Source organism: Nocardioides sp. zg-1230, assembly GCF_013155335.1.
GTDB lineage: Bacteria > Actinomycetota > Actinomycetes > Propionibacteriales > Nocardioidaceae > Nocardioides.
Genome location: NZ_JABJQZ010000005.1, coordinates 344,634 through 370,204 on the forward strand (window position 1 = coordinate 344,634; position 25,571 = coordinate 370,204).

22 protein-coding genes and 4 tRNA genes are annotated in these 25,571 nt (G+C 70.3%); 20 read left to right on the forward strand and 6 right to left on the reverse strand.

Annotation, left to right across the window (positions count from 1 at the left end; translation table 11 throughout):
- Positions 1-46 precede the first annotated feature (46 nt).
- From HOO61_RS17470 to HOO61_RS17480, 3 genes are all read right to left on the reverse strand, one after another.
- A tRNA-Val gene (locus tag HOO61_RS17470) sits at positions 47-121 on the reverse strand.
- A 35-nt stretch (positions 122-156) separates the two neighbouring features.
- Positions 157-227 (reverse strand) — tRNA-Cys (locus HOO61_RS17475).
- Between the two features lie 35 nt (positions 228-262).
- Positions 263-335: transfer RNA gene (locus HOO61_RS17480), tRNA-Gly, on the reverse strand.
- Between the two features lie 148 nt (positions 336-483).
- Here HOO61_RS17480 and HOO61_RS17485 point away from each other — a divergent pair.
- The 12 genes from HOO61_RS17485 (at position 484) to pyk (ending at position 14,927) form a co-directional block, all read left to right on the forward strand.
- The gene (locus HOO61_RS17485) at positions 484-1,311 is read left to right on the forward strand and encodes an aminotransferase class IV (RefSeq protein ID WP_172260766.1); all 828 of its coding nucleotides are present in this window, start codon (positions 484-486) and stop codon (positions 1,309-1,311) included.
- Positions 1,308-1,670 carry a phosphoribosyl-AMP cyclohydrolase gene (gene hisI / locus HOO61_RS17490; RefSeq protein ID WP_172260768.1) on the forward strand — a complete coding sequence of 121 codons (363 nt, stop codon included), beginning with the start codon at positions 1,308-1,310 and terminating at the stop codon, positions 1,668-1,670. Before HOO61_RS17485 ends, hisI begins: the two co-directional genes overlap by 4 nt.
- On the forward strand, positions 1,663-2,295 hold the full coding sequence (locus HOO61_RS17495; RefSeq protein ID WP_172260770.1) for a Trp biosynthesis-associated membrane protein: 633 nt from the start codon (positions 1,663-1,665) through the stop codon (positions 2,293-2,295). The genes hisI and HOO61_RS17495 overlap by 8 nt, the downstream gene beginning before the upstream one ends.
- 52 nt (positions 2,296-2,347) lie before the next feature.
- The gene (locus HOO61_RS17500) at positions 2,348-2,548 is read left to right on the forward strand and encodes an HGxxPAAW family protein (protein ID WP_172260772.1); all 201 of its coding nucleotides are present in this window, start codon (positions 2,348-2,350) and stop codon (positions 2,546-2,548) included.
- Between the two features lie 81 nt (positions 2,549-2,629).
- Positions 2,630-3,427: an indole-3-glycerol phosphate synthase TrpC gene (gene trpC / locus HOO61_RS17505; RefSeq protein WP_172260774.1), complete on the forward strand. Its 798-nt coding sequence runs from the start codon at positions 2,630-2,632 to the stop codon at positions 3,425-3,427.
- A 2-nt stretch (positions 3,428-3,429) separates the two neighbouring features.
- Complete coding sequence (trpB, locus tag HOO61_RS17510; RefSeq protein WP_172261056.1) at positions 3,430-4,749, forward strand: tryptophan synthase subunit beta; 1,320 nt, start codon at positions 3,430-3,432, stop codon at positions 4,747-4,749.
- Entirely contained in the window at positions 4,746-5,549 is an 804-nt protein-coding gene (gene trpA / locus HOO61_RS17515) for a tryptophan synthase subunit alpha (protein WP_172260776.1), read from the forward strand. The genes trpB and trpA overlap by 4 nt, the downstream gene beginning before the upstream one ends.
- Positions 5,539-6,138 (forward strand): SCO family protein, encoded by a 600-nt coding sequence (locus HOO61_RS17520; RefSeq protein WP_172260778.1) that lies wholly within the window; start codon positions 5,539-5,541, stop codon positions 6,136-6,138. Before trpA ends, HOO61_RS17520 begins: the two co-directional genes overlap by 11 nt.
- A gap of 8 nt (positions 6,139-6,146) precedes the next feature.
- On the forward strand, positions 6,147-7,100 hold the full coding sequence (gene lgt, locus HOO61_RS17525; protein WP_172260780.1) for a prolipoprotein diacylglyceryl transferase: 954 nt from the start codon (positions 6,147-6,149) through the stop codon (positions 7,098-7,100).
- A 146-nt stretch (positions 7,101-7,246) separates the two neighbouring features.
- Positions 7,247-11,788: a glutamate synthase large subunit gene (gltB, locus tag HOO61_RS17530; protein WP_172260782.1), complete on the forward strand. Its 4,542-nt coding sequence runs from the start codon at positions 7,247-7,249 to the stop codon at positions 11,786-11,788.
- A 56-nt stretch (positions 11,789-11,844) separates the two neighbouring features.
- A complete protein-coding gene (locus tag HOO61_RS17535) occupies positions 11,845-13,329 on the forward strand; it encodes a glutamate synthase subunit beta (RefSeq protein WP_172260784.1) in 1,485 nt (494 codons plus the stop codon).
- Between the two features lie 149 nt (positions 13,330-13,478).
- Positions 13,479-14,927, forward strand: coding sequence for a pyruvate kinase (gene pyk, locus HOO61_RS17540; protein ID WP_172260786.1), 1,449 nt, complete (start codon positions 13,479-13,481; stop codon positions 14,925-14,927).
- Between the two features lies 1 nt (position 14,928).
- Here the strand turns inward: pyk and HOO61_RS24270 are convergent, their stop codons facing one another.
- Together HOO61_RS24270 and HOO61_RS17550 are read right to left on the reverse strand one after the other, a co-directional pair.
- Positions 14,929-15,375, reverse strand: coding sequence for a hypothetical protein (locus HOO61_RS24270; protein ID WP_253942528.1), 447 nt, complete (start codon positions 15,373-15,375; stop codon positions 14,929-14,931).
- A 338-nt stretch (positions 15,376-15,713) separates the two neighbouring features.
- Positions 15,714-15,786, reverse strand: a tRNA-Leu gene (locus HOO61_RS17550).
- A 41-nt stretch (positions 15,787-15,827) separates the two neighbouring features.
- Between HOO61_RS17550 and HOO61_RS17555 the strand changes: the two genes are divergently transcribed.
- The 7 genes from HOO61_RS17555 (at position 15,828) to HOO61_RS17585 (ending at position 22,347) form a co-directional block, all read left to right on the forward strand.
- A complete protein-coding gene (locus HOO61_RS17555; protein WP_367650227.1) occupies positions 15,828-16,472 on the forward strand; it encodes an ANTAR domain-containing response regulator in 645 nt (214 codons plus the stop codon).
- Positions 16,473-16,683: 211 nt separating this feature from the next.
- Positions 16,684-17,832: a branched-chain amino acid ABC transporter substrate-binding protein gene (locus HOO61_RS17560; protein WP_172260788.1), complete on the forward strand. Its 1,149-nt coding sequence runs from the start codon at positions 16,684-16,686 to the stop codon at positions 17,830-17,832.
- A 128-nt stretch (positions 17,833-17,960) separates the two neighbouring features.
- Positions 17,961-18,905: a branched-chain amino acid ABC transporter permease gene (locus HOO61_RS17565; RefSeq protein WP_253942529.1), complete on the forward strand. Its 945-nt coding sequence runs from the start codon at positions 17,961-17,963 to the stop codon at positions 18,903-18,905.
- The gene (locus HOO61_RS17570) at positions 18,902-20,041 is read left to right on the forward strand and encodes a branched-chain amino acid ABC transporter permease (protein ID WP_172260792.1); all 1,140 of its coding nucleotides are present in this window, start codon (positions 18,902-18,904) and stop codon (positions 20,039-20,041) included. Before HOO61_RS17565 ends, HOO61_RS17570 begins: the two co-directional genes overlap by 4 nt.
- Complete coding sequence (locus HOO61_RS17575; RefSeq protein WP_253942530.1) at positions 20,034-20,987, forward strand: ABC transporter ATP-binding protein; 954 nt, start codon at positions 20,034-20,036, stop codon at positions 20,985-20,987. The genes HOO61_RS17570 and HOO61_RS17575 overlap by 8 nt, the downstream gene beginning before the upstream one ends.
- Positions 20,980-21,687, forward strand: coding sequence for an ABC transporter ATP-binding protein (locus HOO61_RS17580; protein ID WP_367650244.1), 708 nt, complete (start codon positions 20,980-20,982; stop codon positions 21,685-21,687). Before HOO61_RS17575 ends, HOO61_RS17580 begins: the two co-directional genes overlap by 8 nt.
- Positions 21,688-21,777: 90 nt before the next feature.
- Positions 21,778-22,347 (forward strand): GNAT family N-acetyltransferase, encoded by a 570-nt coding sequence (locus HOO61_RS17585; protein ID WP_172260796.1) that lies wholly within the window; start codon positions 21,778-21,780, stop codon positions 22,345-22,347.
- A gap of 22 nt (positions 22,348-22,369) precedes the next feature.
- On the opposite strand, the gene HOO61_RS17590 is transcribed toward HOO61_RS17585, so the two are convergent.
- A complete protein-coding gene (locus HOO61_RS17590; protein ID WP_216659048.1) occupies positions 22,370-22,810 on the reverse strand; it encodes a hotdog fold thioesterase in 441 nt (146 codons plus the stop codon).
- Positions 22,811-22,852: 42 nt separating this feature from the next.
- Between HOO61_RS17590 and polA the strand changes: the two genes are divergently transcribed.
- Positions 22,853-25,555 (forward strand): DNA polymerase I, encoded by a 2,703-nt coding sequence (polA, locus tag HOO61_RS17595; protein ID WP_172260801.1) that lies wholly within the window; start codon positions 22,853-22,855, stop codon positions 25,553-25,555.
- The last annotated feature ends 16 nt before the right edge of the window (positions 25,556-25,571 follow it).

Here is a 25,571-nt window from a genome sequence, read left to right on the forward strand (position 1 = left end):
TGCACGACAGGCCGGTTCCCTGACGGGAACCGGCCTCTCGTGGTGCTGGTGGGCGATACTGGGTTTGAACCAGTGACCTCTTCCGTGTCAAGGAAGCGCGCTACCGCTGCGCCAATCGCCCAAGTCTTGAGTTGTGTCGGTGTCGATCTCTGGCGGAGGTGGGTACGGGATTTGAACCCGTGTAGACGGATTTGCAGTCCGTTGCCTCGCCTCTCGGCCAACCCACCGTGGAGGTTCCGAAATGAACGGGGGAGACCTTCCGAGCGGACAACGAGACTCGAACTCGCGACCTCAACCTTGGCAAGGTTGCGCTCTACCAACTGAGCTATGTCCGCCTGCATCCTGTGCCGTTTCACCGGCCCTGAGTGCGAGTGGAACAGTAGTACATGCCCGACGAGGCGCCAAAATCGCCCCCCTCGTCCGTGTGTCCCACCCGTCCCACGAGCACCCGCGCGGCACCCGGCCGGCCCCTAGAGTGACGCCATGCGCGCGTGGATCGACGGTGACCTCCTGGCCGACCCGACCCAGGGGGCGATCGCGGTCACCGACCACGGGTTCACCGTGGGTGACGGGGTCTTCGAGGCGGTCAAGACCCTGCACGGCGAGCCCTTCGCGCTGACCCGCCACCTCACCCGGCTCGAGCGGAGCGCGGCCGGCCTGGGGCTGCCCGCGCCCGACCTCGACGACGTACGACGTGGCGTCGCGGCCGTCCTCGACGGCGCGCAGGGCGACCCGATCGGCCGGCTCCGCGTCACCTGGACCGCCGGGCCGCACCGGATGGGGTCGGGGCGCGGCGGGGGACCGGCGACCCTCGTCGTCGCCTACAGCGCGATCGACCACGCGCCCGCCGAGACCACCGTCGTGACCGTTCCCTGGACCCGCAACGAGAACGGCGCGACCGCGGGCCTCAAGACCACGTCGTACGCCGAGAACGTGATCGCCCTCGCGCACGCCCACCGGCACGGTGGGACCGAGGCGGTGTTCGCCAACACCGCGGGCAACCTCTGCGAGGGCACCGGGTCCAACGTGTTCTACGTCCTCGACGGCGAGCTGCGCACCCCGAGCCTGGCGTCGGGGTGCCTCGCCGGCATCACCCGCGAGCTCGTCCTCGAATGGTCCGGTGCCCGGGAGGTCGACGAGCCGCTGGCCGAGGTGCGGGCCGACGCGAGCGAGGCCTTCCTCGTCTCCACGACCCGCGACGTCCAGGCCATCACCCGCTGGGACGACCGCGACCTCCCCGCGCCCGGTCCGGTCACGAAGCAGTGCGCGGAGACGTGGGCCGCCCGCGAGGCTGAGACCATGGACCCATGACGAGCCCCCACTCCTCCCTCGACCCGGCGATCGCCGCCCGCCTGCGCCACACCGCCGAGGGCCTCGTCCCCGTCGTCGTGCAGCAGCAGGGCTCCGGCGAGGTGCTGATGCTGGCCTGGGTCGACGACGAGGCGCTCGCCCGCACCATCGAGTCCGGGCGGGCGACGTACTGGTCGCGGTCGCGGCGCGAGTACTGGGTCAAGGGCGACACCTCCGGCCACGTGCAGTGGCTCAAGGAGGTCCGCCTCGACTGCGACGGCGACACGCTGCTCTTCGTCGTCGACCAGGTGGGTGCCGCCTGCCACACCGGTGACCACACCTGCTTCGACGCCGACCTGGTGCACCGGGTCGATGACTGAGCCGAGCGCGCAGCGTCCCGCCGGCCGGCGCACCTTCGGACCGGTCGTCCTGGTCGGCGTCGCGTCCGCGGCACTGGCAGCGTGGGCCGCCAGCAAGCCGTGGGTCTCGGGCACCGGTGCCGACTCGTCGGCGCAGGCGTCCCTCTCCGTCGCCACGACCGCCGCCGGGGAGATCGCGTCCTCCCCGCTCGGGACGGCACTCGCCTTCGTCGTGCTCGCCTGCTGGGGCGTCCTGCTGGTGACCCGCGGGCGGTTCCGCCGGGTGATCGCGGGGCTCGCCGTGCTGGCGGCGACGGGCTACGTCGCGACCGTCGTCTGGGCGCCGTTCAGCCTGCCCGACCACCTCGTCGAGCAGGTGCGCCGGAGGACGGGCGTCACGCTCGAGGACACTGCGCTGACCGGATGGTTCTGGCTCGCGTGCGTGGCGGCGCTCCTGGTGCTCGCCTCGACCGTCCTGGCGCTGCGCCTGGTGCGCACCTGGCCCGAGATGGGGACGAGGTACGACGCCCCCACGGGAGCCCGGGCCACCGGCGGTGTCGACCCGGCGCAGGCGCCGGGCGACCGCCCCACCGAGAACATCGACATCTGGAAGGCCCTCGACGACGGCCGCGACCCGACCGCCTAGACTCGTAGCGCACTCGCCCGACCGCGCACCGACCGACGAAGGAGCACCCACGATGGCTGCTGGCCACGGCAACACCCCCGCTGCATGGACCGCCGTGGGGATCGCGATGCTCGGCTTCGTCGTGGGCAGCGTCGCGCTGCTGCAGGTCCCGACCCAGATGACCCTGCTGTGGATCGGCATCATCATCGCGGTGGTCGCGTTCCCCCTGTTCCTGGTGCTGTCCAAGCTCGGCTTCAACTCCTCCGACCACTGAGCCACGCACCCGGTCGTCGTACCCGTCCGTCCACTGGGCACCGGCCCAGGTCGGGCTGGGGCCGGGTGAGAGGCTGAGTCCATGCCAGCGACCGGTTCCGTGCTCGACGACATCGTCGCGGGGGCACGTGACGACCTCGCCCGCCGCGAGGCCGCGCTCCCGCTCGGCGAGCTCCGCGCCCACCTCGCCGACGCCCCGCCCCCGCGCGACCCGATGCCGCACTTCCGCGCTGCCGGGTCGAGCGTGATCGCCGAGGTCAAGCGCCGCAGCCCGAGCAAGGGCGCGCTCGCCGACATCCCCGACCCCGCCTCGCTCGCGCAGGCCTATGCCCGCGGCGGTGCCGCGGCCATCTCGGTGCTGACCGAGGAGCGCCGCTTCGGCGGCAGCCTGGCCGACCTGCGCACCGTGCGTGCCGCCGTCGAGACCCCGATCCTGCGCAAGGACTTCATCGTCGAGGGCTACCAGCTCGTGGAGGCCCGCGCGGCCGGTGCCGACCTCGCGCTGCTGATCGTGGCGGCCCTCGACGACACCACCCTCCGCCGGCTCCACGACGAGGCGACGGCGCTCGGGCTGACCGTGCTGGTCGAGGTGCACGACGAGGCGGAGGCCGAGCGCGCACTGGCGCTGGATGCCGCGCTGATCGGCGTCAACAGCCGCAACCTCAAGACCCTCGAGGTGGACCCCGACGTGTTCGGGCGCCTCGCCCCCCAGATCCGGGGCGACGCGGTCCTCGTCGCCGAGAGCGGCATCACCGGCGTCGCCGACGTCGAGCGCTTCGTCTCCGAGGGAGCAGGCGTCGTGCTGGTCGGCGAGGCACTGGTCAAGGACGGCGACCCCGAGGCCGCCGTACGAGCGATGACAGGAGTGACGGCACCGTGAGCGTGCAGTCGAGCGTGCCCACGAGCGGCACCGGGACCACCAGGTACGACGCCGACGAGCGCGGCTACTTCGGCCAGACGTGGGGCGGGCGGTTCATGCCCGAGGCCCTCGTCGCCGCGCTGGACGAGCTGACCGAGGCCTGGCAGGACGCGATGGCCGACGCGGCGTTCGTCGCCGACTTCGAGCGGGTGCTGCGCGAGTACGCCGGCACGCCGAGCCGGCTCTACCACGCCGAGCGGCTCTCCGAGCTCGTCGGCGCCCGGGTCCTGCTCAAGCGCGAGGACCTCAACCACACCGGCGCCCACAAGATCCGAAACGTCCTCGGCCAGGCCCTGCTGACCAAGCGGATGGGCAAGACCCGCGTGATCGCCGAGACCGGTGCCGGCCAGCACGGCGTCGCCAGCGCGACTGCCGCGGCGTGGTTCGACCTCGACTGCACCGTCTACATGGGTGCCGTCGACACGCGCCGCCAGGCGCTCAACGTCGCCCGCATGCAGCTGCTCGGCGCCAAGGTCGTGCCGGTGGAGTCCGGCAGCGCGACGCTCAAGGACGCGATCAACGAAGCCCTGCGCGACTGGGTCGCCAGCGTCGACCACACCGCCTACCTCTTCGGCACCGCCGCCGGGCCGCACCCGTTCCCGAGCATGGTCCGCGACTTCTGCCGCGGCATCGGCGACGAGGCCCGCGAGCAGTGCCTCGAGCAGTACGGCGTCCTGCCGGACGCGGTCGCGGCCTGCGTGGGCGGTGGCTCCAACGCGATCGGCCTGTTCACCGCGTTCCTCGAGGACGAGGGCGTCGAGATCCACGGCTTCGAGCCCGGCGGCGACGGCGTGGAGACCGGGCGCCACGCGGCGACCATCCACGCCGGCGAGGCGGGCGTGCTGCACGGTGCCCGCACCTACGTCCTCCAGGACGACGACGGCCAGACGGTGGAGTCCCACTCCATCTCCGCCGGTCTCGACTACCCCGGCGTGGGCCCGCAGCACTCCTGGCTGGCCGCGTCCGGGCGGGCGACGTACACGCCGGTCACCGACGCGCAGGCGATGGACGCGATGGCCCTGCTGAGCCGCACCGAGGGCATCATCCCGGCCATCGAGTCGGCCCACGCGATCGCCGGCGCGCTCGACGTCGCCACGCGGCTCGGCCAGGAGAAGGGCCCCGACGCGACGGTGATCATCAACCTCAGCGGTCGCGGCGACAAGGACATGGGCACGGCCATCGAGTGGTTCGGCCTCGGCGACGCCGAGGAGGGCCCCGAGGCCGACCTCGAGCAGGTCGAGGCCGACGCGGCGACCGAGCTCGACACGGAGGCGCAGCAGTGACCTCCACCAGCACCGCCTTCGCGACCGCGAGGGCCGAGGGTCGTGCCGCGCTCATCGGCTACCTGCCCGCCGGCTACCCGACCGTTGACGGCTCGATCGAGGCCATGAAGGTGATGGTCGAGGCCGGTTGCGACGCCATCGAGATCGGCCTGCCCTACAGCGACCCGGTGATGGACGGCCCCACGATCCAGGCCGCCGCCCAGGCGGCGCTCGACGGCGGTGTCCGCACCTCCGACGTCATGCGGGTGGTCGAGGAGGTCGCCGCGACGGGCGTGCCCACGCTGGTGATGACCTACTGGAACCCCGTCGAGCGCTACGGCGTCGAGCGGTTCGCCGCCGACCTGGCCGCGGCCGGCGGGGCCGGGCTCATCACGCCCGACATCACCCCCGACCACGGGTCGGAGTGGATCGCCGCGGCCGACGCGCACGACCTCGACAAGATCTTCCTCGTCGCCCCCAGCTCGACCGACGAGCGCATCGCGATGACGGCCCACGAGAGCCGCGGCTTCGTCTACGCCGCCGCCGTCATGGGCGTCACCGGTGCGCGCGACGCCACCTCCGACCTCGCGGGCCCGCTGGTCGGCCGGGTCCGGAGCGCCGGTGACGTACCCGTCGCCGTCGGCATCGGGGTCAGCAACGGCGACCAGGCGGCCGAGGTCGCCGGCTTCGCCGACGGCGTCATCGTGGGCTCTGCGTTCGTCCGGTGCCTGCTCGACCACGAGGGCGACCTGGCCGCCGGTCTCGACGCCCTGCGCAGCCTCACCGCCGACCTCGCCGAGGGCGTACGACGTGCGCGCTAGGGCAGCGCTCGCGATGGTCCCACTGCTCGCGCTGCTGGCGGCCTGCGGCGGGGGAGCGCAGTCGGCCGAGCTGACCGGCACGGTCCTCGACCCGCCGTTCGAGGTCTCCTCGACGCCGCTCGTCGGCACGGACGGCGAGCCGTTCAGCCTGACCGACGACACCGACAAGGACCTCACGCTCGTCTTCTTCGGCTACACCAACTGCCCCGACATCTGCGGCCAGGTGATGGCCACCCTCGCCGGCACGTTGACGCGGTTCGACGAGGAGCAGAAGGAGCGGCTCGACGTCGTCTTCGTGACGACCGACCCCGCCCGCGACGACGAGGCCGTGACGCAGGACTACGTCGAGGCGTTCGACCCGAGCATCATCGGCCTGACGGGCGACCTCGACGACATCGTCGAGGTCGGCGAGAGCCTCGCGGTCGGGATCGACAAGGGGGACAAGCTCCCCAGCGGTGGCTACGACGTCACCCACGGCACCCGTGTCTACGCCGTCGACGCCGACGACGAGTCGCCGATGATGTGGGACCACGACGTCTCGCAGGCCCAGCTGGCCGGTGACGTGCTGACGTTGCTCGACCAAGGATGATGCTCCCCATGCTGATCGTCCCGACCGTCTCGACCGTCCTGGGCTCGCCGCTGGTGACCCTGATGTCCATCCCGAGCCCCGCCGACGGCGTGTGGAACCTCGGACCGGTGCCGATCCGCGGCTACGCGCTCAGCATCATCCTCGGCATCGTGCTCGCGATCTGGATCGGTGAGCGGCGCTGGGTCGCGCGCGGCGGCACGGCGGGCGAGGTCAGCGACCTGGCGCTGTGGGCCGTGCCGTTCGGGCTGATCGGCGGTCGGCTCTACCACGTGATCACCGACTGGGAGCTCTACTTCGGCGAGGACCGCAACCCGGTCACCGCGCTCTACGTCTGGCGCGGCGGTCTCGGGGTGTGGGGGGCGATCGCCCTCGGCGCGTTCGGGGTGTGGCTCGGGGCGCGGACGAAGGGCATCAAGCTGCTGCCGCTGCTCGACGCGCTGGCTCCCGGCGTGCTCGTGGCGCAGGCCGTCGGACGCTGGGGCAACTGGTTCAACCAGGAGCTCTACGGCCGTCCCACCGACCTGCCATGGGGCCTGGAGATCGACGTCGCCCACCGTCCCGCGCAGTACCTCGACCAGGCGACGTTCCACCCGGCCTTCCTCTACGAGTGCCTGTGGAACCTGGCGGCGTTCGCCGTGATCATCTGGGCCGACCGGCGCTTCCGCCTCGGCCACGGACGGGTCGTCGCGCTCTACGTCATGCTCTACACGCTCGGCCGCGGCTGGATCGAGAACCTCCGTATCGACGACGTGCAGATGGACGACGTTCTGGGGCTGCGCCTCAACGTGTGGACCTCGATCGTGCTCTTCGTCCTGGCCGCGGTGTGGTTCGTCTGGTCGGCGAAGCGGTACCCCGGTCGCGAGGAGGTGGTCCGCACCCGCGAGCCGCAGGTCGACGGCGACGAGGACGCAGAGGACGCAGAGGACGCCGAGGACGGGCGTCGCGCCGGTCCCACGGCCTGACACAGCGCGCCCCGGCAGCTCGCGCCGGTGATAGGTTCCGTCTTGCTCGGGCCAACGTCGTCCCCAGCGTCGATTCCACCCCCTCGCCCGTCGCGGACCGGCCACCGGTCCCTGGCGCGCGGAGACGACGACGGGAGAATGCCTCCATGCACGCATTCCCGCCGAGCCAGGGTCTCTACGACCCTCGCCACGAGAAGGACGCCTGCGGCGTCGCCATGGTGGCGACGCTGACCGGGGAGGCCAGCCACGACATCGTGGCCAAGGCGCTCACCGCCCTGCGCAACCTCGACCACCGCGGTGCCGCCGGCGCCGAGGTGAACTCCGGTGACGGCGCCGGGATCCTGATGCAGGTCCCCGACGCCTTCCTCCGCGAGGTGGTGGACTTCGAGCTGCCGCCCGCGAGGGCGTACGCCGTCGGCACCGCGTTCCTGCCCGGCGACGCCGACGCGGTGGCCAAGACCCGCCAGCGGATCGAGGAGATCGCCGACGAGGAGGGCCTCACGGTCCTCGGGTGGCGCGAGCTGCCCGTCGACGACACGACGCTGGGTGCCACCGCGCGCAGCGTGATGCCGAGCTTCGCCCAGGTCTTCGTGGCCGGCCGCGGTGCCCGGGTGAGCGGGATGGCGCTGGAGCGCCGGGCGTTCTGCCTGCGCAAGCGCGCCGAGTCCGAGACGGACGTCTACTTCCCCTCCCTCTCCTCACGCACGCTGGCCTACAAGGGCATGCTCACCACCGACCAGCTCGACCAGGTCTTCCCCGACCTGACCGACGAGCGGGTCGCCTCGGCGATGGCGGTCGTGCACTCCCGCTTCTCCACCAACACGTTCCCGAGCTGGCCGCTGGCCCACCCGTTCCGGTTCATCGCGCACAACGGCGAGATCAACACCGTGATGGGCAACCGCAACTGGATGCGCGCCCGTGAGGCGCTCCTCGAGAGCGACCTGATCCCGGGCGACCTCGAGCGGCTCTTCCCGATCTGCACGCCCGGCGCCTCGGACTCCGCGTCGTTCGACGAGGTCCTCGAGCTGCTGCACCTCGCCGGCCGCTCGCTGCCGCACGCCGTGCTGATGATGATCCCCGAGGCCTGGGAGAACCACCGCGAGATGGACCCCCGGCGCCGGGCGTTCTACGAGTTCCATTCCATGCTCATGGAGCCGTGGGACGGACCCGCGTGCGTGGTCTTCACCGACGGCACCCAGATCGGTGCCGTCCTCGACCGCAACGGCCTGCGCCCCTCGCGCTACTGGGTCACCGACGACGGCCTCGTGGTCCTCGCCTCCGAGGTCGGCGTGCTCGACCTCGACCCCGCCACCGTCGTCCGCAAGGGCCGGCTGCAGCCGGGCCGCATGTTCCTCGTCGACACCGAGGAGCACCGGATCATCGAGGACGAGGAGATCAAGAGCCAGCTCGCCGCCGAGCAGCCGTACGACGAGTGGCTGCACGCCGGGCTGATCCACCTCGACGACATCGACGACCTCGAGCACATCGTCCACACCCACGCGTCGGTCACCCGCCGCCAGCAGATCTTCGGCTACACCGAGGAGGAGCTGCGGATCCTGCTGAGCCCGATGGCCAACACCGGCGGCGAGGCGCTCGGCTCGATGGGCACCGACACCCCGATCGCGGCGTTGAGCGACAAGCCGCGGATGCTGTTCGACTACTTCTCCCAGCTGTTCGCGCAGGTGACCAACCCGCCGCTCGACGCGATCCGCGAGGAGCTGGTGACGTCGCTGAGCGGGTCGATCGGCCCCGAGGCCAACCTGCTCGAGCCGACCCCCGCGTCGTGCCGGCAGATCGTGCTGCCGTTCCCGGTGTTCTCCAACGACGACCTGGCCAAGATCCGCCACATCAACCGCAACGGCGACATGCCGGGCTTCCAGGTCCACGTCGTGCGCGGCCTGTACGACGTCGAGGGCGGGGGAGCGGCGCTCGAGGCCCGTCTCGAGGAGCTCTGCGCCGAGGTGTCGGCTGCCATCGCCGCCGGCGCCCGCATCATCGTGCTCTCCGACCGCCACTCGACCGCCGAGCTCGCCCCGATCCCGTCGCTGCTCCTCACCGGCGCGGTCCACCACCACCTCGTCCGCGAGAAGACCCGCACGCAGGTCGGCCTGCTGGTCGAGGCCGGTGACGTCCGCGAGGTCCACCACGTGGCCCTGCTGGTCGGCTACGGCGCGGCCGCGGTCAACCCCTACCTCGCCATGGAGTCGGTCGAGGACCTTGCCCGCGAGGCCTACTACGTGAAGGTCGACGCCGAGAAGGCGGTCGCCAACCTGATCAAGGCGCTCGGCAAGGGCGTGCTCAAGGTGATGTCCAAGATGGGCGTCTCGACGGTCGCGTCCTACACCGGCGCGAAGATCTTCGAGTCCGTCGGCCTGTCGCAGGCAGTCATCGACCGCTACTTCACCGGCACGACCTCCAAGCTCGGGGGCATCGAGCTCGACACGATCGCCGAGGAGGTCGCCCGCCGCCACGCGACGGCGTACCCCCGCAAGGGCATCGCCCCCGCGCACCGCGAGCTGACCATCGGCGGGGAGTACCAGTGGCGCCGCGAGGGCGAGCCGCACCTGTTCGACCCGGAGACGGTCTTCCGGCTCCAGCACTCCACCCGCACGGGCAGCTACGACATCTTCAAGCAGTACACCGACCGGGTGAACCAGCAGTCCGAGCGGTTGATGACGCTGCGCGGCCTGTTCACGTTCAAGGACGGTGTGCGCGAGCCGATCGACATCGACGAGGTCGAGCCGGTCTCGGAGATCGTCAAGCGCTTCTGCACCGGCGCGATGTCCTACGGCTCGATCAGCCAGGAGGCCCACGAGACCCTCGCCATCGCGATGAACCGGCTGGGCGGCAAGTCCAACACCGGTGAGGGCGGCGAGGACCCGGACCGGCTCTACGACCCAGAGCGCCGCTCGGCGATCAAGCAGGTCGCCTCGGGCCGCTTCGGCGTGACGTCGGAGTACCTCACCAACGCCGACGACATCCAGATCAAGATGGCGCAGGGCGCGAAGCCCGGCGAGGGCGGGCAGCTGCCCGGCCACAAGGTCTACCCGTGGGTCGCCAAGACCAGGCACTCGACGCCCGGCGTCGGTCTCATCAGCCCGCCGCCGCACCACGACATCTACTCGATCGAGGACCTGGCGCAGCTGATCCACGACCTCAAGAACGCCAACCCGGCGGCGCGCATCCACGTGAAGCTCGTCTCCGAGGTCGGCATCGGCACCGTCGCCGCGGGTGTCTCCAAGGCGCATGCGGACGTCGTCCTGGTCTCCGGGCACGACGGCGGCACCGGCGCGTCCCCGCTGACCTCGCTCAAGCACGCCGGCGGACCGTGGGAGCTCGGCCTGGCCGAGACGCAGCAGACGCTGCTGCTCAACGGCCTGCGCGACCGGATCGTGGTGCAGGCGGACGGCCAGCTCAAGACCGGACGCGACGTCGTCATCGCCGCGCTGCTCGGCGCTGAGGAGTACGGCTTCGCGACCGCGCCGCTGGTCGTGAGCGGCTGCATCATGATGCGGGTCTGCCACCTCGACACCTGCCCGGTGGGCGTGGCGACCCAGAACCCGGTGCTGCGCGAGCGCTACAGCGGCAAGGCCGAGTACGTCGTCAACTTCTTCGAGTTCATCGCCCAGGAGGTCCGCGAGCTGCTCGCCGAGCTCGGCTTCCGCAGCCTCGACGAGGCGATCGGCCAGGTCGGCACCCTCGACGTGGCGAGCGCGGTCGACCACTGGAAGGCCTCGGGGCTCGACCTCAGGCCGATCCTCCACCAGGCCTCGGCCCACGGCGAGTTCGGCCAGTTCGAGCACCAGGACCTGCGCAACACCAGGACGCAGGACCACGGCCTCGCCAAGGCGCTCGACAACGAGCTCATCGCCATCGCCGCCCCGGCGCTCGAGTCCGGCGAGCCGGTGCGCGCGCAGGTCGCGATCCGCAACGTCAACCGCACCGTCGGCACGATGCTCGGTCACGAGGTCACCAAGCGCTACCGCGGGGACGGCCTGCCCGACGGCACGATCGACATCACCCTGACCGGCTCGGCCGGCCAGTCCTTCGGCGCGTTCCTGCCGCGCGGGGTGACCCTGCGGCTCGAGGGCGACGCCAACGATTACGTAGGCAAGGGCCTGTCCGGCGGCCGCCTCGTCGTACGGCCCGACCGGGCCGCGACGTTCGAGCCGGCGGAGCAGATCATCGCCGGCAACACGATCGGCTACGGCGCGACGTCGGGCCAGGTCTTCCTGAGTGGTCGCGTCGGCGAGCGCTTCTGCGTCCGCAACTCCGGCGCCACGGCCGTGGTCGAGGGTGTGGGCGACCACGGGTGCGAGTACATGACCGGCGGTGTCGTCGTCGTCCTCGGACCGACGGGCCGCAACTTCGCCGCCGGCATGTCGGGCGGCTACGCCTTCGTGCTCGACCTCGACGAGCAGCGGGTCAACCCCGAGCTGGTCGAGCTCGCGCCCGTCACCGGCAAGGCGGCCCACGAGCTGAAGGCCCTCGTCGAGCAGCACGCCGAGGAGACCGGCTCCGCCGTCGCCACTGCGCTCCTCGACGTCTGGGACGCCTCCCTCGCCCGCTTCACCGAGGTGATGCCCAGCGACTTCAAGCGCGTGCTCGAGGCGCGCGAGGAGGCGCTGGAGGACGGGCTCAACGAGGACGAGGCCGCCGCTCGGATCATGGAGGTCCTCCATGGGTGAGCGCGCACGTCCCTGCTCGACGTACGACCCCCGACCCGCGAAGAAGGTGAACCAGCATGGCTGACCCCAAGGGCTTCCTGAAGCACGGCCGCGAGGTCGCCTCCCGTCGGGACGTCGCCGAGCGCGTCCACGACTGGAACGAGGTCTACCCCGACGGCATCGGGCGCGCGCTGCTCCCGATCATCAACACCCAGGCCGGCCGCTGCATGGACTGCGGCATCCCGTTCTGCCACCAGGGCTGCCCGCTGGGCAACATCATCCCGGAGTGGAACGACCTGGTCTGGCGTGACGACTGGGACGGCGCGATGGACCGGCTCCACGCGACCAACAACTTCCCGGAGTTCACCGGGCGCCTGTGCCCCGCGCCGTGCGAGACGGCCTGCGTGCTGGGCATCAACCAGGACCCGGTGACGATCAAGAACGTCGAGGTCTCGATCATCGACCGCGCCTGGGGATCGGGCTACGTCCGCCCCCAGCCGCCCGAGTGGCTCTCCGGCAAGACCGTGGCCGTGATCGGGTCCGGGCCCGCCGGGCTCGCCGCCGCCCAGCAGCTGACCCGCGCCGGCCACACCGTCGCTGTCTACGAGCGCGCCGACAAGATCGGCGGCCTGCTGCGCTACGGAATCCCCGAGTTCAAGATGGAGAAGAAGCACCTCGACCGGCGCCTGGACCAGATGCGCCGCGAGGGCACGGTCTTCCGGGCCGGCGTGGACGTCGGTGGCGACCTGACCGGCGACAAGCTGCTCGACCGCTACGACGCCGTGGTGCTGGCGATGGGTGCCACCGCGGCGCGCGACCTCCCCGTCCCCGGGCGCGAGCTCGGCGGGATCCACCAGGCGATGGAGTTCCTGCCGCAGGCCAACCGCGTCGCCCTGGGCGAGGCGGCGACGTCGGACGGCTCGGACCAGATCGTGGCCACCGACAAGGACGTCGTCATCATCGGCGGCGGTGACACCGGCGCCGACTGCCTCGGCACGTCCATCCGGCAGGGAGCCCGTTCGATCACGCAGCTGGAGATCATGCCGCAGCCGGGCGAGGACCGGCCCGCGGGCCAGCCGTGGCCGACGTACCCGATGACCTTCCGGGTCTCCTCCGCCCACGAGGAGGGCGGTGACCGGGTCTACGCCGTCTCGACGCAGGAGTTCGTCGGCGACGACGACGGCCGGGTCGCCTCGCTCCGCCTGGTCGAGGTCGACGCGAAGTTCCAGCCCGTCGAGGGCACCGAGCGCGACATCCCGGCCCAGCTGGTGCTGCTCGCGATGGGGTTCACCGGCCCCGAGCGCACCCGTCCCGAGGGCCCGGGCCTCATCGACCAGCTCGGCGTCGACCTCGACGAGCGCGGCAATGTCAGCCGCGACGCGTCGTACGCCGCCTCCGTGCCCGGCGTCTACGTCGCCGGCGACGTGGGCCGCGGTCAGTCGCTGATCGTGTGGGCCATCGCCGAGGGTCGCAGCGCGGCCGCGTCCGTCGACGCCTACCTCACCGGCTCGACCACGCTCCCGTCGCCGATCAAGCCGAACGAGCGCCCGCTCGTCGTCTGACCCGCCACCACTCGCTGTAACGCCGGGTTACTGCAACTACCCACCCTGATGCATCAGGGTGGGTACAGCTCTGAACCCGGCGTTACAGGGCGTCCAGCCGGCGGGGCGGCCTTGCTTGGAACGATCCAAAGTCCGCTAGGGTGACGGACGTGCGTAGAGCAAAGATCGTCTGCACCCTCGGCCCCGCGGTGAACACCCCCGAGGGGATCCGGTCCCTCGTCGAGGCCGGCATGGACGTCGCGCGGCTCAACATGAGCCACGGGGCGTACGCCGACCACGAGGCCGTCTACCGGATGGTCCGCGAGGCCTCCGACGAGAGCGGCCACGCGATCGGCATCTTCGCCGACCTCCAGGGTCCGAAGATCCGGCTCGAGACGTTCGCCGACGGGCCGGTGAAGCTCAAGCGGGGATCGACCTTCACCATCACCACGCGTGACGTCGAGGGCACCGCGGAGATCTGCGGCACGACCTACAAGGGCCTGCCGGGCGACGTGAAGCCGGGTGACCCGCTCCTCATCGACGACGGCAAGGTCCGTCTCAGGGCGACCGAGGTCACCGACACCGACGTGGTCACCGAGGTCGTCGTGCCGGGCAAGGTCTCCAACAACAAGGGCATCAACCTGCCCGGCGTCGCGGTGTCGGTGCCCGCCCTGTCCGAGAAGGACACCGAGGACCTGCGCTGGGCCCTGAGGCTGGGTGTCGACTTCATCGCGCTGAGCTTCGTGCGCCACGGCGGCGACGCCGACGACGTACGCGCCGTGATGCGCGAGGAGAACATCTCCGTCCCCGTCATCGCCAAGATCGAGAAGCCGCAGGCCCTCGACAACATCGACGAGATCGTCGACGCCTTCGACGGCCTCATGGTCGCTCGCGGCGACCTCGGCGTGGAGTGCCCGCTCGAGGACGTGCCGATCCACCAGAAGCGGATCATCGACAAGGCGCGGCGCAACGCCAAGCCCGTCATCGTGGCCACCCAGATGCTCGAGTCGATGATCACCTCGCCCGCGCCGACCCGCGCCGAGGCGAGCGACGTGGCCAACGCGGTCCTCGACGGCGCCGACGCGGTGATGTTGTCGGGCGAGACGAGCGTGGGGGAGCACCCCATCGTCGCCGTCGAGACGATGGCCCGCATCGTCCAGTCGACCGAGGTGCACGGCCTCGGCCACATGGCGGAGGTGGAGTGGCAGCCGCACACCCGGGGCGGCATCATCGCCAAGGCGGCCGCCGAGGTCGCGGAGCGTGTCGAGGCGAAGTACGTCGTCGCCTTCACCACGAGCGGCGACTCGGCGAAGCGGCTCTCGCGCTACCGCGGCCCGATCCCGGTCCTCGCCTTCACCCCGAAGGCCCGCACCCGTTCGCAGCTGGCGCTGACCTGGGGCGTCGAGACGTTCCAGGCGGGCGAGGTCGAGCACACCGACGAGATGGTGCGGCAGGTCGACGAGGCGCTCCTCAACATCGGACGGGTCAAGGAGGGTGACCTCGTCGTCATCATCGCCGGCAGCCCGCCCGGCATCCCGGGCTCGACCAACGCGTTGCGCATCCACCGCATGGGCGATGCCATCAACGAGGTCACCCCGGCCTACCGCCGCACCCGCTGATTCAGCACTTCGGTCCGATGAGGGCGTCGAGTCGCGCGACTGCCTCCTTCCGTGAGACGGACACCGTCCAGGGCCCGGATTGCCTCCAGTCGACGTATGCGAGGTCGAGCGCCCAGCAGCAGAGGTCGATGATGTCGTCGGAGCGGTTGCTGAACTGCCAGCGCGGGTAGTCGTAGCGGCGCTTCTCGCCGTCGACCATCCGGGTGGCCCAGTTGTTGACACGAGACCCGTCGGAATGGAAGAGGCCGCGGAGGAAGGCTCCCGGAAAGGCTGTCACCACGTCGACCTGCCACGGCTCGAGGACGATCGCGCGCTCGTGCTTGCGCCCGCTGCCGTGCTGAGGGAACAGGCACGGCCAGTGCTTCCAGTTGCTTTGGACCACAGTCGTGCCCGGTGCGTTGACGGTGAAGACGCCGCCCGGCTGAAGGGACTTCACGAGCGCTGACACGTCGTCGACTATCCCGGGGAGGGAGGCGTCGCACGCGACGCGGAGCGTCGTGTGTGCCCCATGGCGAGATACGCATCCGTCGCCGAGATAGAAGCCGAGCAGCGCCGCATAGTCCCAAGCCGGGCACGGCACGGCGCCTCGACAGACGACACATCCTGGGTCGACTCGCGGCGCACCTGTCAACCACGACCGGATCGTCGATCTGGCGATCCCTGTCTCCCGGCTCGCGGCGCTCACAGTCGCGCCCGCAGACACAAGACCGATCGCGCGGGAGCGGTCCAGGACTGAATACACGTAGGTCACCGTGGCACCAAGCACTGACAGCCACGTCGAGAAGGTGCCCCGGGTGAGATTCGAACTCACACTGGATGTGGTTTGAGCACATTTCCTCTGCCGTTGGGATACCGGGGCGGAATCGGCGTCGGAACCCTATCCGAACTAGCCTTGCGACCGTGACCCAGCCCGTGGACAGCAGCGCCCCCGCAGACGGCGTACGCCGTGTCGTGATCGCCGAGGACGAGGCGCTCATCCGCATGGACCTCGCCGAGATGCTGGCCGAGGAGGGGTACGACGTCGTGGGCCAGGCCGGCGACGGACAGCGGGCGATCGAGCTCGCGCGCGAGCTGCGGCCCGACCTGGTGATCCTCGACGTCAAGATGCCGGTGCTCGACGGCATCGCGGCGGCCGAGACGATCGCGGGGGAGCGGATCGCGCCCGTGGTCATCCTCACCGCGTTCTCCCAGCGCGACCTGGTGTCTCGGGCGCGCGACGCCGGCGCGATGGCGTACCTGGTCAAGCCGTTCCAGCGCGGTGACCTCGTGCCGGCCATCGAGATGGCGGTGAGCCGCTACGCCGAGATCGCGGTCCTCGAACGCGAGGTGTCCGACCTCCAGGAGTCGCTCGCGACCCGCAAGTCGGTCGACCGCGCCAAGAGCGTCCTGCAGGAGAAGCTCGGGCTCAGCGAGCCCGACGCGTTCCGCTGGATCCAGAAGACCGCGATGGACCTGCGGCTGTCGATGAAGCAGGTCGCCGACGGCGTCGTGGAGCACGGCGTGGCCGGGCTCGGCGACGGTTCCGGGGGATCAGCCCCCGCCTGACCCACCGACCTGACCCCCGCCTCGTCAAGGTCTCGTCAAGGCTTGGGTGGCTGCCGTGTTTCGCGGACGTTTCCGGTACAGACCGGTTGGTCACGAAACGGCAACGGCGGAAGACTCGGGCGGTGCAATCGTGTCCTGGGCCACATCCCGAGTGTTAGGTTCCCGCCACGAGGCTGCCGAGGTGGACAGCCCAGAGAACTACGGAGGGTCCATGATCCGCTCATCCAAGACGTGGCAGGTCGCCGCAGTGGCGTCCGTCGCCGGTCTGGTGCTCAGCGCATGCGGAACGACCGACACCGATGGTGGCGGCGACGCGTCCGGCGAGGACTGCAACTTCAAGATCGGCGTGATGGGAGCCCTCTCGGGTGCCAACGCCAGCATCGTCCTCCCGTCCGTCGACGGCGCCGAGCTCGCGCTCAAGCAGTGGGAGAACGACGAGTGCGAGATCACGCTCGAGAAGTTCGACACCGAGGGCGACCCGGCCAAGGCGACTCCGGTCGCCACCCAGATCGCGGGCGACGACACCTTCATCGGTGTCATCGGCGGCGCGTTCTCCGGTGAGACCCGTGCGACGAAGAGCATCTACAACGACGCCGGCGTGACCATGGTCAGCCAGTCGGCCACCGCGACCGACCTCACCCAGGAGGACCCGGTGGAGGTCTTCCACCGCCTCGTCCCCTACGACGACTACCAGGGTGCCGCGATCGCCAACTACCTCACCGACGAGGTCGGCGCGAGCAAGGTGTTCGTCGTCGACAACTCGGAGGCCTACGGCGAGCCGCTGGCCGACCGCGTCGAGGAGACCCTCGGTGACGCGATGGTCCAGCGCGACAAGACCGAGGTCGGCCAGACTGACTTCGCGCCCACCATCTCCAAGATGGAGTCCGCAGAGCCCGACGCGATCTTCTACGGTGGCTACATCGCCGAGGCCGCGCCGCTGCTCAAGCAGATCCGCGACGCCGGCATCGAGGCTCCGTTCGTCGGTGGTGACGGCCTCTACGGTGCCGACTTCGGCAACGCGGTCGGCGAGGCGGGCGAGGGTGCCGTCGTGATGTGCCCCTGCGCCCCCATCGAGGAGGACAGCACGTTCGCTGCCGACTACGAGGAGGAGTTCGGCAGTGCCCCCGGCGCCTACGCGGCTGAGGGCTTCGACGCGATGAGCACGTTCCTGGCCGCTCTCGACGACGGTGCTCGTACCCGCGAGGAGGTCGAGGCGTTCATCGACGACTACACCGGCGAGGGCCTCAGCAAGGAGATCGCCTTCGACGAGAACGGCGACGTCCCGCAGGAGAACGTCTCCTACTGGGCCTACAAGAACGAGGGCGGCACCCTCGTTCCCGAGGTCGAGGTCACGCCCTGATCCTCACGGATTGACCATGTACGACGGGGGCGGTCGGGTCTTGTGCCTGACCGCCCCCGATCCATGGCCCGGACCGGGCCACGACCAGGGAGGGCCCTGAGTTGGACTTCGATGCCTTGATCAGCGGGTTGGACCGTCACACACTGGACGGGATCACCCGCGGATCCATCTACGCGCTCGTCGCGCTCGGCTACACCATGGTGTACGGCGTGATGAAGCTGATCAACTTCGCCCACTCCGAGGTGTTCATGGTGGGCACCTGGGCAGTCCTGGGTGTCTACACCGTCATCGGAGCCACCGCCGGGATGGGCGTCGGCATGGTCATCCTGGCCACGCTGCTGGCGCTGGTGGGCGCCATGCTGGCCTCCGCCGGCACCGCGCTCGCGGTCGAGCGCATCGCCTACCGGCCGCTGCGCAAGAAGGGCGCTCCACCCCTCATCTTCCTCATCACCGGCATCGGGTGCTCGATGGTCCTCGTCGAGACCTTCGGCCAGGTGTTCGAGGTCTTCTTCGGTGACCCGTTCGGCCGCGTGACGGTCAACATCCCCTCCGTCCTGGCGACGAAGGAGCTGTTCACCATCCCGGGGATCGACCTGGTCATCACCAACACCCGGGTCATCATCATCGTGGGCGCTGTCTTGATGATGCTGGCGCTGGACACGTTCGTGAACAAGAGTCGACTCGGTCGCGGCGTCCGCGCCGTCGCGCAGGACCCCGACACCGCCTCGCTCATGGGCGTCAACCAGAACCGCGTCATCATGCTGGTCTTCGTCCTCGGTGGTGCAATGGCAGGTGTGGCCGCGTTGCTCTACACGATCCAGTACGACATCACGAAGTTCGACATCGGATTCATCATCGGCCTGAAGGCCTTCACCGCCGCCGTCCTCGGCGGCATCGGCAACCTGCGGGGCGCTCTCGTGGGTGGTCTGCTGCTCGGCATCGCCGAGGTCTACGCCTCGACGATCTGGAGCTCCGAATGGGCCAACGTGACGGCGTTCGTCGTCCTCGTCGTGGTCCTGATGTTCCGCCCGACCGGTCTGCTGGGCGAGTCGCTCGGAAAGGCACGCGCATGAGCCAGATCCTTGACACCGTCCGCGGCCTCGGCATCCGCGACCGCATCGCCCGCGCCCCCGGCTGGGCGCGCAAGATCGGCATGCTCCTGGTGATCGCGTTCGCGTTCTACCTGCCGTTCCTCAACATCCTGCCGTTCGCCTACATCCGCACCGACCTCACCTCGAGGGGCTCCGACTGGGCCAGCGTGCTGTTCCTCGTCGTCGTCTACATGATCGTGGCCGTCGGGCTCAACGTCGTGATCGGCTTCGCCGGACTGCTCGACCTCGGTTACGTCGGCTTCTACGCCCTGGGTGCCTACTCGATCGCCCTGTTCGGCTCGCCGTCCTCGCCGGTGGTGGAGGCCCTGCAGAGCAGGTTCGGCCTCTCCGAGACATGGGCCGTCCCGTTCGCGATGTGCATCCCGATCGCGATTGCGATGTCCCTTATCGCCGGCGTGATCCTGGGCGCCCCCACCCTGCGCCTGCGTGGCGACTACCTGGCCATCGTCACCCTGGGCTTCGGCGAGATCATCCGCATCACCGCCCGCAACCTGGACAACGTGACCAACGGCGCGACGGGCATCACCAACGTCCCGACGCCGCCCGGTCCGGAGATCGACGGCCGTTCGTTCTTCAACACGGTCGACGCCGAGCGGTGGTACTGGCTCGCGCTGACCATCCTGATCGTCATCATCTGGCTGGCGTTCCGGCTCGAGCACAGCCGGGTCGGCCGGGCCTGGCTCGCCATCCGCGAGGACGAGGACGCCGCCGCGATCATGGGCGTGGCCGCCTTCAAGTTCAAGCTGTGGGCATTCGCCATCGGCGCCTCCGTCGGTGGCCTCGCAGGCCTGCTGTTCGGCAGCAAGCAGCAGTACGTCGAGCCCAACGCGTTCATGGTCAACCTGTCGTTCCTCTTCGTGGCGATGGTGGTCATCGGAGGCTCGGGCAACATCTACGGCGTGCTGCTCGGAGCGTTCCTGCTCACCTACCTCCCCGAGCGGTTCCGCGAGTTCCAGGAGTGGCGCCCGTTCGCGTTCGGCGTGGCGCTCGTGCTCGTCATGATCCTGCGCCCGCAGGGACTGGTGCCGAGCAGACGCAGGGCACGAGAATTCGAGGACCGCAAGCTCGAGGCCGAGGAGGCTGCCGCCGATGCCTGAGGACACCATGCACGACGAGACGACGGCGGACGGCGCGACCACGGTCGCTCCGGACACCTCCGACCACGAGGCGCTCAGCATCCACGTCGGCCCCGAGGGGGAGACGCTGCTCGAGATCGACCACGTCACGCTGCGCTTCGGCGGTGTGGTCGCGCTCAACGACGTCGACTTCTCGATCAAGCGAGGCGAGATCCTCGGCCTGATCGGGCCCAACGGCGCCGGCAAGACCACGTGCTTCAACGTCATGACCGGGGTCTACACGCCGACCTCCGGCGAGGTGCGCTTCAACGGCAGGGTGATCAGCGGCAACAAGCCGCACAAGATCAACCACCTCGGCATCGCCCGGACCTTCCAGAACATCCGGCTCTTCCCGGAGATGTCGGCACTGGAGAACGTCCTGGTCGGGTGCGACGCGCGCCACAAGACCAGCGTGCTGGGCGTGCTGTTCCGTGCCTATCGTGTCCGCCCGACGGAGGACCAGCTCCCGGACAACGGGCTCAAGCGCGCCTTCGCCAAGGTGTTCGGCATGAGCCGGCACACCCTGGAGGAGCGCGGTGGTCGCATCCGGGCCATGGAGCTGCTCAAGTTCGTGGGCATCGCCGACCGCGCCCACGAGCTGTCACGCAACCTGCCCTACGGCTACCAGAGGCGCCTCGAGATCGCCCGCGCTCTGGCCACGGAGCCCGAGCTGCTGTGCCTCGACGAGCCGGCTGCCGGCTTCAACCCCGCGGAGAAGGAGGACCTCATGGACCTCATCCGCCGCATCCGCGACCTCGGGCACACGGTCCTGGTCATCGAGCACGACATGAAGCTCGTGCTCGGCGTCACGGACCGGATCATCGTCCTCGAGTTCGGCCAGAAGATCGCCGAGGGCACGCCTGACGAGGTCGCCCGCAACCCGAAGGTCATCGCCGCCTACCTGGGAGAGCCCGACGATGCTGCTTGAGATGAAGGACGCCGTGCTCAGCTACGGCAAGATCGAGGCGCTCCACGGCATCAGCGTGGAGGTGGCCCAGGGTGAGGTGGTCTCGCTCATCGGCGCCAACGGCGCCGGCAAGACGTCGACGATGCGTGCGCTCTCCGGCGTGCGCGGGCTCTCCGCGGGCTCCGTCATCTTCGACGGCGAGGACGTCACCAAGCTGCGCGCCGACCAGCGCCTGCGCAAGGGCCTCGTGCTGTGCCCCGAGGGCCGGGGGATCTTCCCCGGCATGACGGTCACCGAGAACCTCAACATGGGTGCGTACGCGCGCAAGGACAAGGACGCCCTCGACGAGGACTACGACCGCGTCTTCGGCCTCTTCCCGCGACTCCTCGAGCGCAAGAAGCAGGTCGCCGGCACGATGTCGGGCGGCGAGCAGCAGATGCTCGCGATCGGGCGCTCCCTCATGTCGCGACCCAAGCTGCTCATGCTGGACGAGCCGTCGATGGGGCTCGCGCCCATGCTGATCCAGCAGATCTTCGACATCATCACCGAGATCTCGCAGCAGGGCACCACGATCCTGGTCGTGGAGCAGAACGCCAAGCAGGCGCTCACCCGCAGCGACCGGGCCTACGTGCTGGAGACCGGTCGGATCGTCAAGACGGGCACCGGTTCGGAGCTCCTCGACGATCCGTCGGTGCGCGAGGCCTACCTCGGCGTAGCCTGATCCCGGCAACGGGGCTAAGGTCTGTCCCCGTGTGGTGCCGCGAGAGGGCGGCTGGGGGCCACCGTGGGTGCTCGAGGAAGTGGTGGGTCGATGAGTCGGACGCCGGTGACCGTACGCGTGGCAGAGGCCACGGACGTCCCCTCCCTGCGTGAGCTGTGGAGCGACATCCTGCGCCGTGGCGCGCTCGACGAGCAGCTCGCCGACGTGGCGGGGATCGTGGCCACCGCCGACTCACGCGAGGACCAGTGCGTCGTCGTGGCCGAGGTCGACGGCGAGGTCGCCGGTGCGGTCTACCTCGAGGCGACGACGTTCACCCCCCTCAACCTCGAGCCGGCCGTCCTGGCCGTCTCGCCGCACGTGTTCACGCAGTTCCGCCGCAAGGGGGTCGGCAGCGCGCTCATGGAGGCGGCCTGCCGCTTCGCCGAGCAGCACGGCATCAGCCACGTCCAGACGGCCGCGGCCGCCGAGGCGCGCGACGCCAACCGCTTCATGGCCCGCCTGTCGTTCACCCCGCAGGCGACGCTGCGCGCGGCCACCACGAGCGCCGTACGCGCCCGGCTGCCACAGGCGCGCCAGGTGACGCAGGCGGCGACGAGCCGTCAGCGGATCGACCGGGTCCTGGCCGCCCGGCGGATCCGCCGCGAGCGCGTCCCGGGCTGAGCCCGAGGACGACGCTCGTCGCTCAGGCAGTCGGCGCGTCGAGCAGCGCGCAGGTGATGCGCGAGGTGCACACGCGCCGGCCCAGCTCGTCGGTGATGACGATGTCGTACGACGTCGAGGACCGGCCGAGGTGGATGGCGGTCGCGACGCCGGTGACGGTGCCCGAGGTCGCCGCGCGGTGGTGGGTGGCGTTGATGTCCACCCCGACGGCGATCTTGGCGGGGTAGGCGTGGATCGCCGACCCGATCGAGCCGAGGGTCTCGGCAAGCACGACCGACGCGCCGCCGTGCAGGAGGCCGAAGGGCTGCGTGTTGCCCTCCACCGGCATGGTCGCCACGACGCGCTCTGCGGCCACCTCGACCAGCTGGACGCCCATCTTGTCGTTGAGGCGCCCGTTGCCGTCGGGCATGAAGTCGATCAGCTCCTCGACGCTCAGCCCGGCCAGTGTCTGTGGAGTCGTCATGGCGGCCATTCTGCTGTCGGTCGCGACGGATAGAGTCGGCGGGTGCCTGAGACGAGCGAGACGACCCGCCCCCGCCTCCTGCTGCTGGACGGCCACTCCCTGGCCTACCGGGCGTTCTTCGCGTTGCCCGTGGAGAACTTCGCGACCGCCTCCGGGCAGCACACCAACGCGGTCTACGGCTTCACCTCGATGCTCGTCAACGTGCTGCGTGACGAGCAGCCGACCCACGTGGCGGTGGCGTTCGACAAGTCGCGCCAGACCTTCCGGCTCGAGGAGTACAGCGACTACAAGGCCAAGCGCAACAAGACCCCCGACGAGTTCGGCAGCCAGCTGCCGCTGATCCGGAGGGTGCTCGACGCGCTCCACATCCAGCACCTCTCGATGGAGGGCTACGAGGCCGACGACATCATCGCGACGCTCGCGACCCAGGCGCTGGCGGAGGGGATGCAGGTCCTGATCATGACCGGCGACCGCGACTCCATCCAGCTCGTCACCGACGACTCCACCGTGCTCTACACGATGCGCGGGGTGAGCGAGCTGGCGCGGCTGACGCCCGCTGCGGTGCAGGAGAAGTACGGCGTCCCGCCCCACCGCTATCCCGAGCTCGCCGCGATCGTCGGGGAGACCTCCGACAACCTGCCGGGCGTGCCGGGCGTCGGCCAGGGCTACGCGGCGAAGTGGATCAACCAGTTCGACGGCCTCGACAACGTCATCGCCCGTGCCGACGAGATCACCGGCAAGAAGGGCGAGGCGCTGCGCGCCCACCTCGGCGACGTCATCCGCAACCGCCGGCTCAACGCCCTCGTGCGCGACCTGACCCTGCCGGTGCGTCCCGACGGGCTGGCCCGGCAGCAGTGGGACCGCACGGCCGGGCTCGAGCTCCTCGACGAGCTGGAGTTCCGCGGGGAGCTGCGCACCCGGCTGCTCGACACGATCGACCCCGACCCGGGCGACGTGGCCGAGGCCGAGTCCGGCTTCGAGCTCGACGGGCGCCGCCTGGGCGCGGGCGAGGCCGCGTCATGGCTCGCCGAGCACGCGCCCGCCGGCACCCGGGTGGGCGTGTCGGTGCAGGGCAGCTGGCGCGCCGGCACGGGCGAGGTGCTCTCGCTCGCCGTGGCGACCCGGGAGGGGCAGGCGGCCTGGATCGACGTGGCCGACATCGGCACCGACGACGACGCCGCGGTCGCGGCGTGGCTGGCCGACCCCGAGCGGCCCAAGGCGGTCCACGACGCCAAGGGGCCGAGCCTCGCCCTGGCGGCGCGTGGATGGGAGCTGGCCGGGCTCCAGGTCGACACCGCGCTCGCCGCCTACCTCGTCCAGCCCGACCAGCGCTCCTACGACCTCGCCGACCTGACGCTGCGCTACCTCAAGCGCGAGCTGCGCCAGGACACCGTCGACGCCGACCAGCTCAGCTTCGACGCAATGGACGACACGACGGCCAGCGACACCGCGATGCTGACCGCCCGGGCGGTCCTCGACCTCGCCGACGCGCTCGACGACGCGGTCGAGGAGCACGGCGGCACCCGCCTCCTGCGCGAGGTCGAGCTCCCGCTCATCGCCACCCTCGCGCGCATGGAGCAGGTGGGCATCGCGGTCGACATCGACTACCTCGAGGCCCTGGAGTCGGAGTTCAGCGACCAGGTGCGTGCCGCGGCGACCGATGCCTACGACGTCATCGGCAAGGAGATCAACCTCGGCTCGCCCAAGCAGCTGCAGGTGGTCCTCTTCGACGAGCTCGACATGCCCAAGACCAAGCGCACCAAGACCGGCTACACCACCGACGCCGACGCCCTGCAGCAGCTCTTCGAGAAGACCGAGCACCCCTTCCTGCAGCACCTGCTGCGCCACCGCGACGTGATCCGCCTGCGCCAGACCGTCGAGGGTCTGCTCAAGACCGTCGCCTCCGACGGCCGCATCCACACGACCTACAACCAGATCATCGCCGCGACGGGCCGGCTGTCGAGCACCGACCCCAACCTGCAGAACATCCCCATCCGCACCGAGGCCGGTCGCCGCATCCGCGAGGGTTTCGTCGTCGGACCCGACGGGGAGTCGCTGATGACGGCCGACTACAGCCAGGTCGAGATGCGGATCATGGCCCACCTGTCGGAGGACGCGCTCCTCATCGAGACGTTCCGCTCCGGGCAGGACTTCCACTCCATCACCGCCGCGCGCGTCTTCGGTGTCGCGGCCGAGGACGTCAGCGTCGAGCAGCGCGCCAAGATCAAAGCGATGAACTACGGCCTCGCCTACGGCCTGTCCGCCTTCGGCCTCTCGCAGCAGCTGCGCATCGACACCTCCGAGGCGCGCGGCCTGATGGACGAGTACTTCGAGACCTTCGGGGGTGTGCGCGACTACCTCGGTGGCATCGTCGACGAAGCACGCCGGTCGGGCTTCACCGAGACCATCCTGGGCCGCCGCCGCTACCTGCCCGACCTCACCAGCGACAACCGCCAGCGCCGTGAGATGGCCGAGCGGATGGCGCTCAACGCGCCGATCCAGGGCTCGGCAGCCGACCTGGTCAAGGTCGCCATGCTCGGCGTCGAGCGCGCGTTGGCGGAGCAAGGCCTGCGCTCCCGGATGCTGCTCCAGGTCCACGACGAGCTCGTCTTCGAGGTGGCCCCGGGGGAGGGCGACGCGCTCGCCGCGCTCGTCCGCGCGGAGATGGGTGGCGCCGCCGACCTCGCCGTGCCCCTCGACGTCTCCATCGGCACCGGGCGCAGCTGGCACGACGCCGCCCACTGAGTCGGGACGTCCCGGA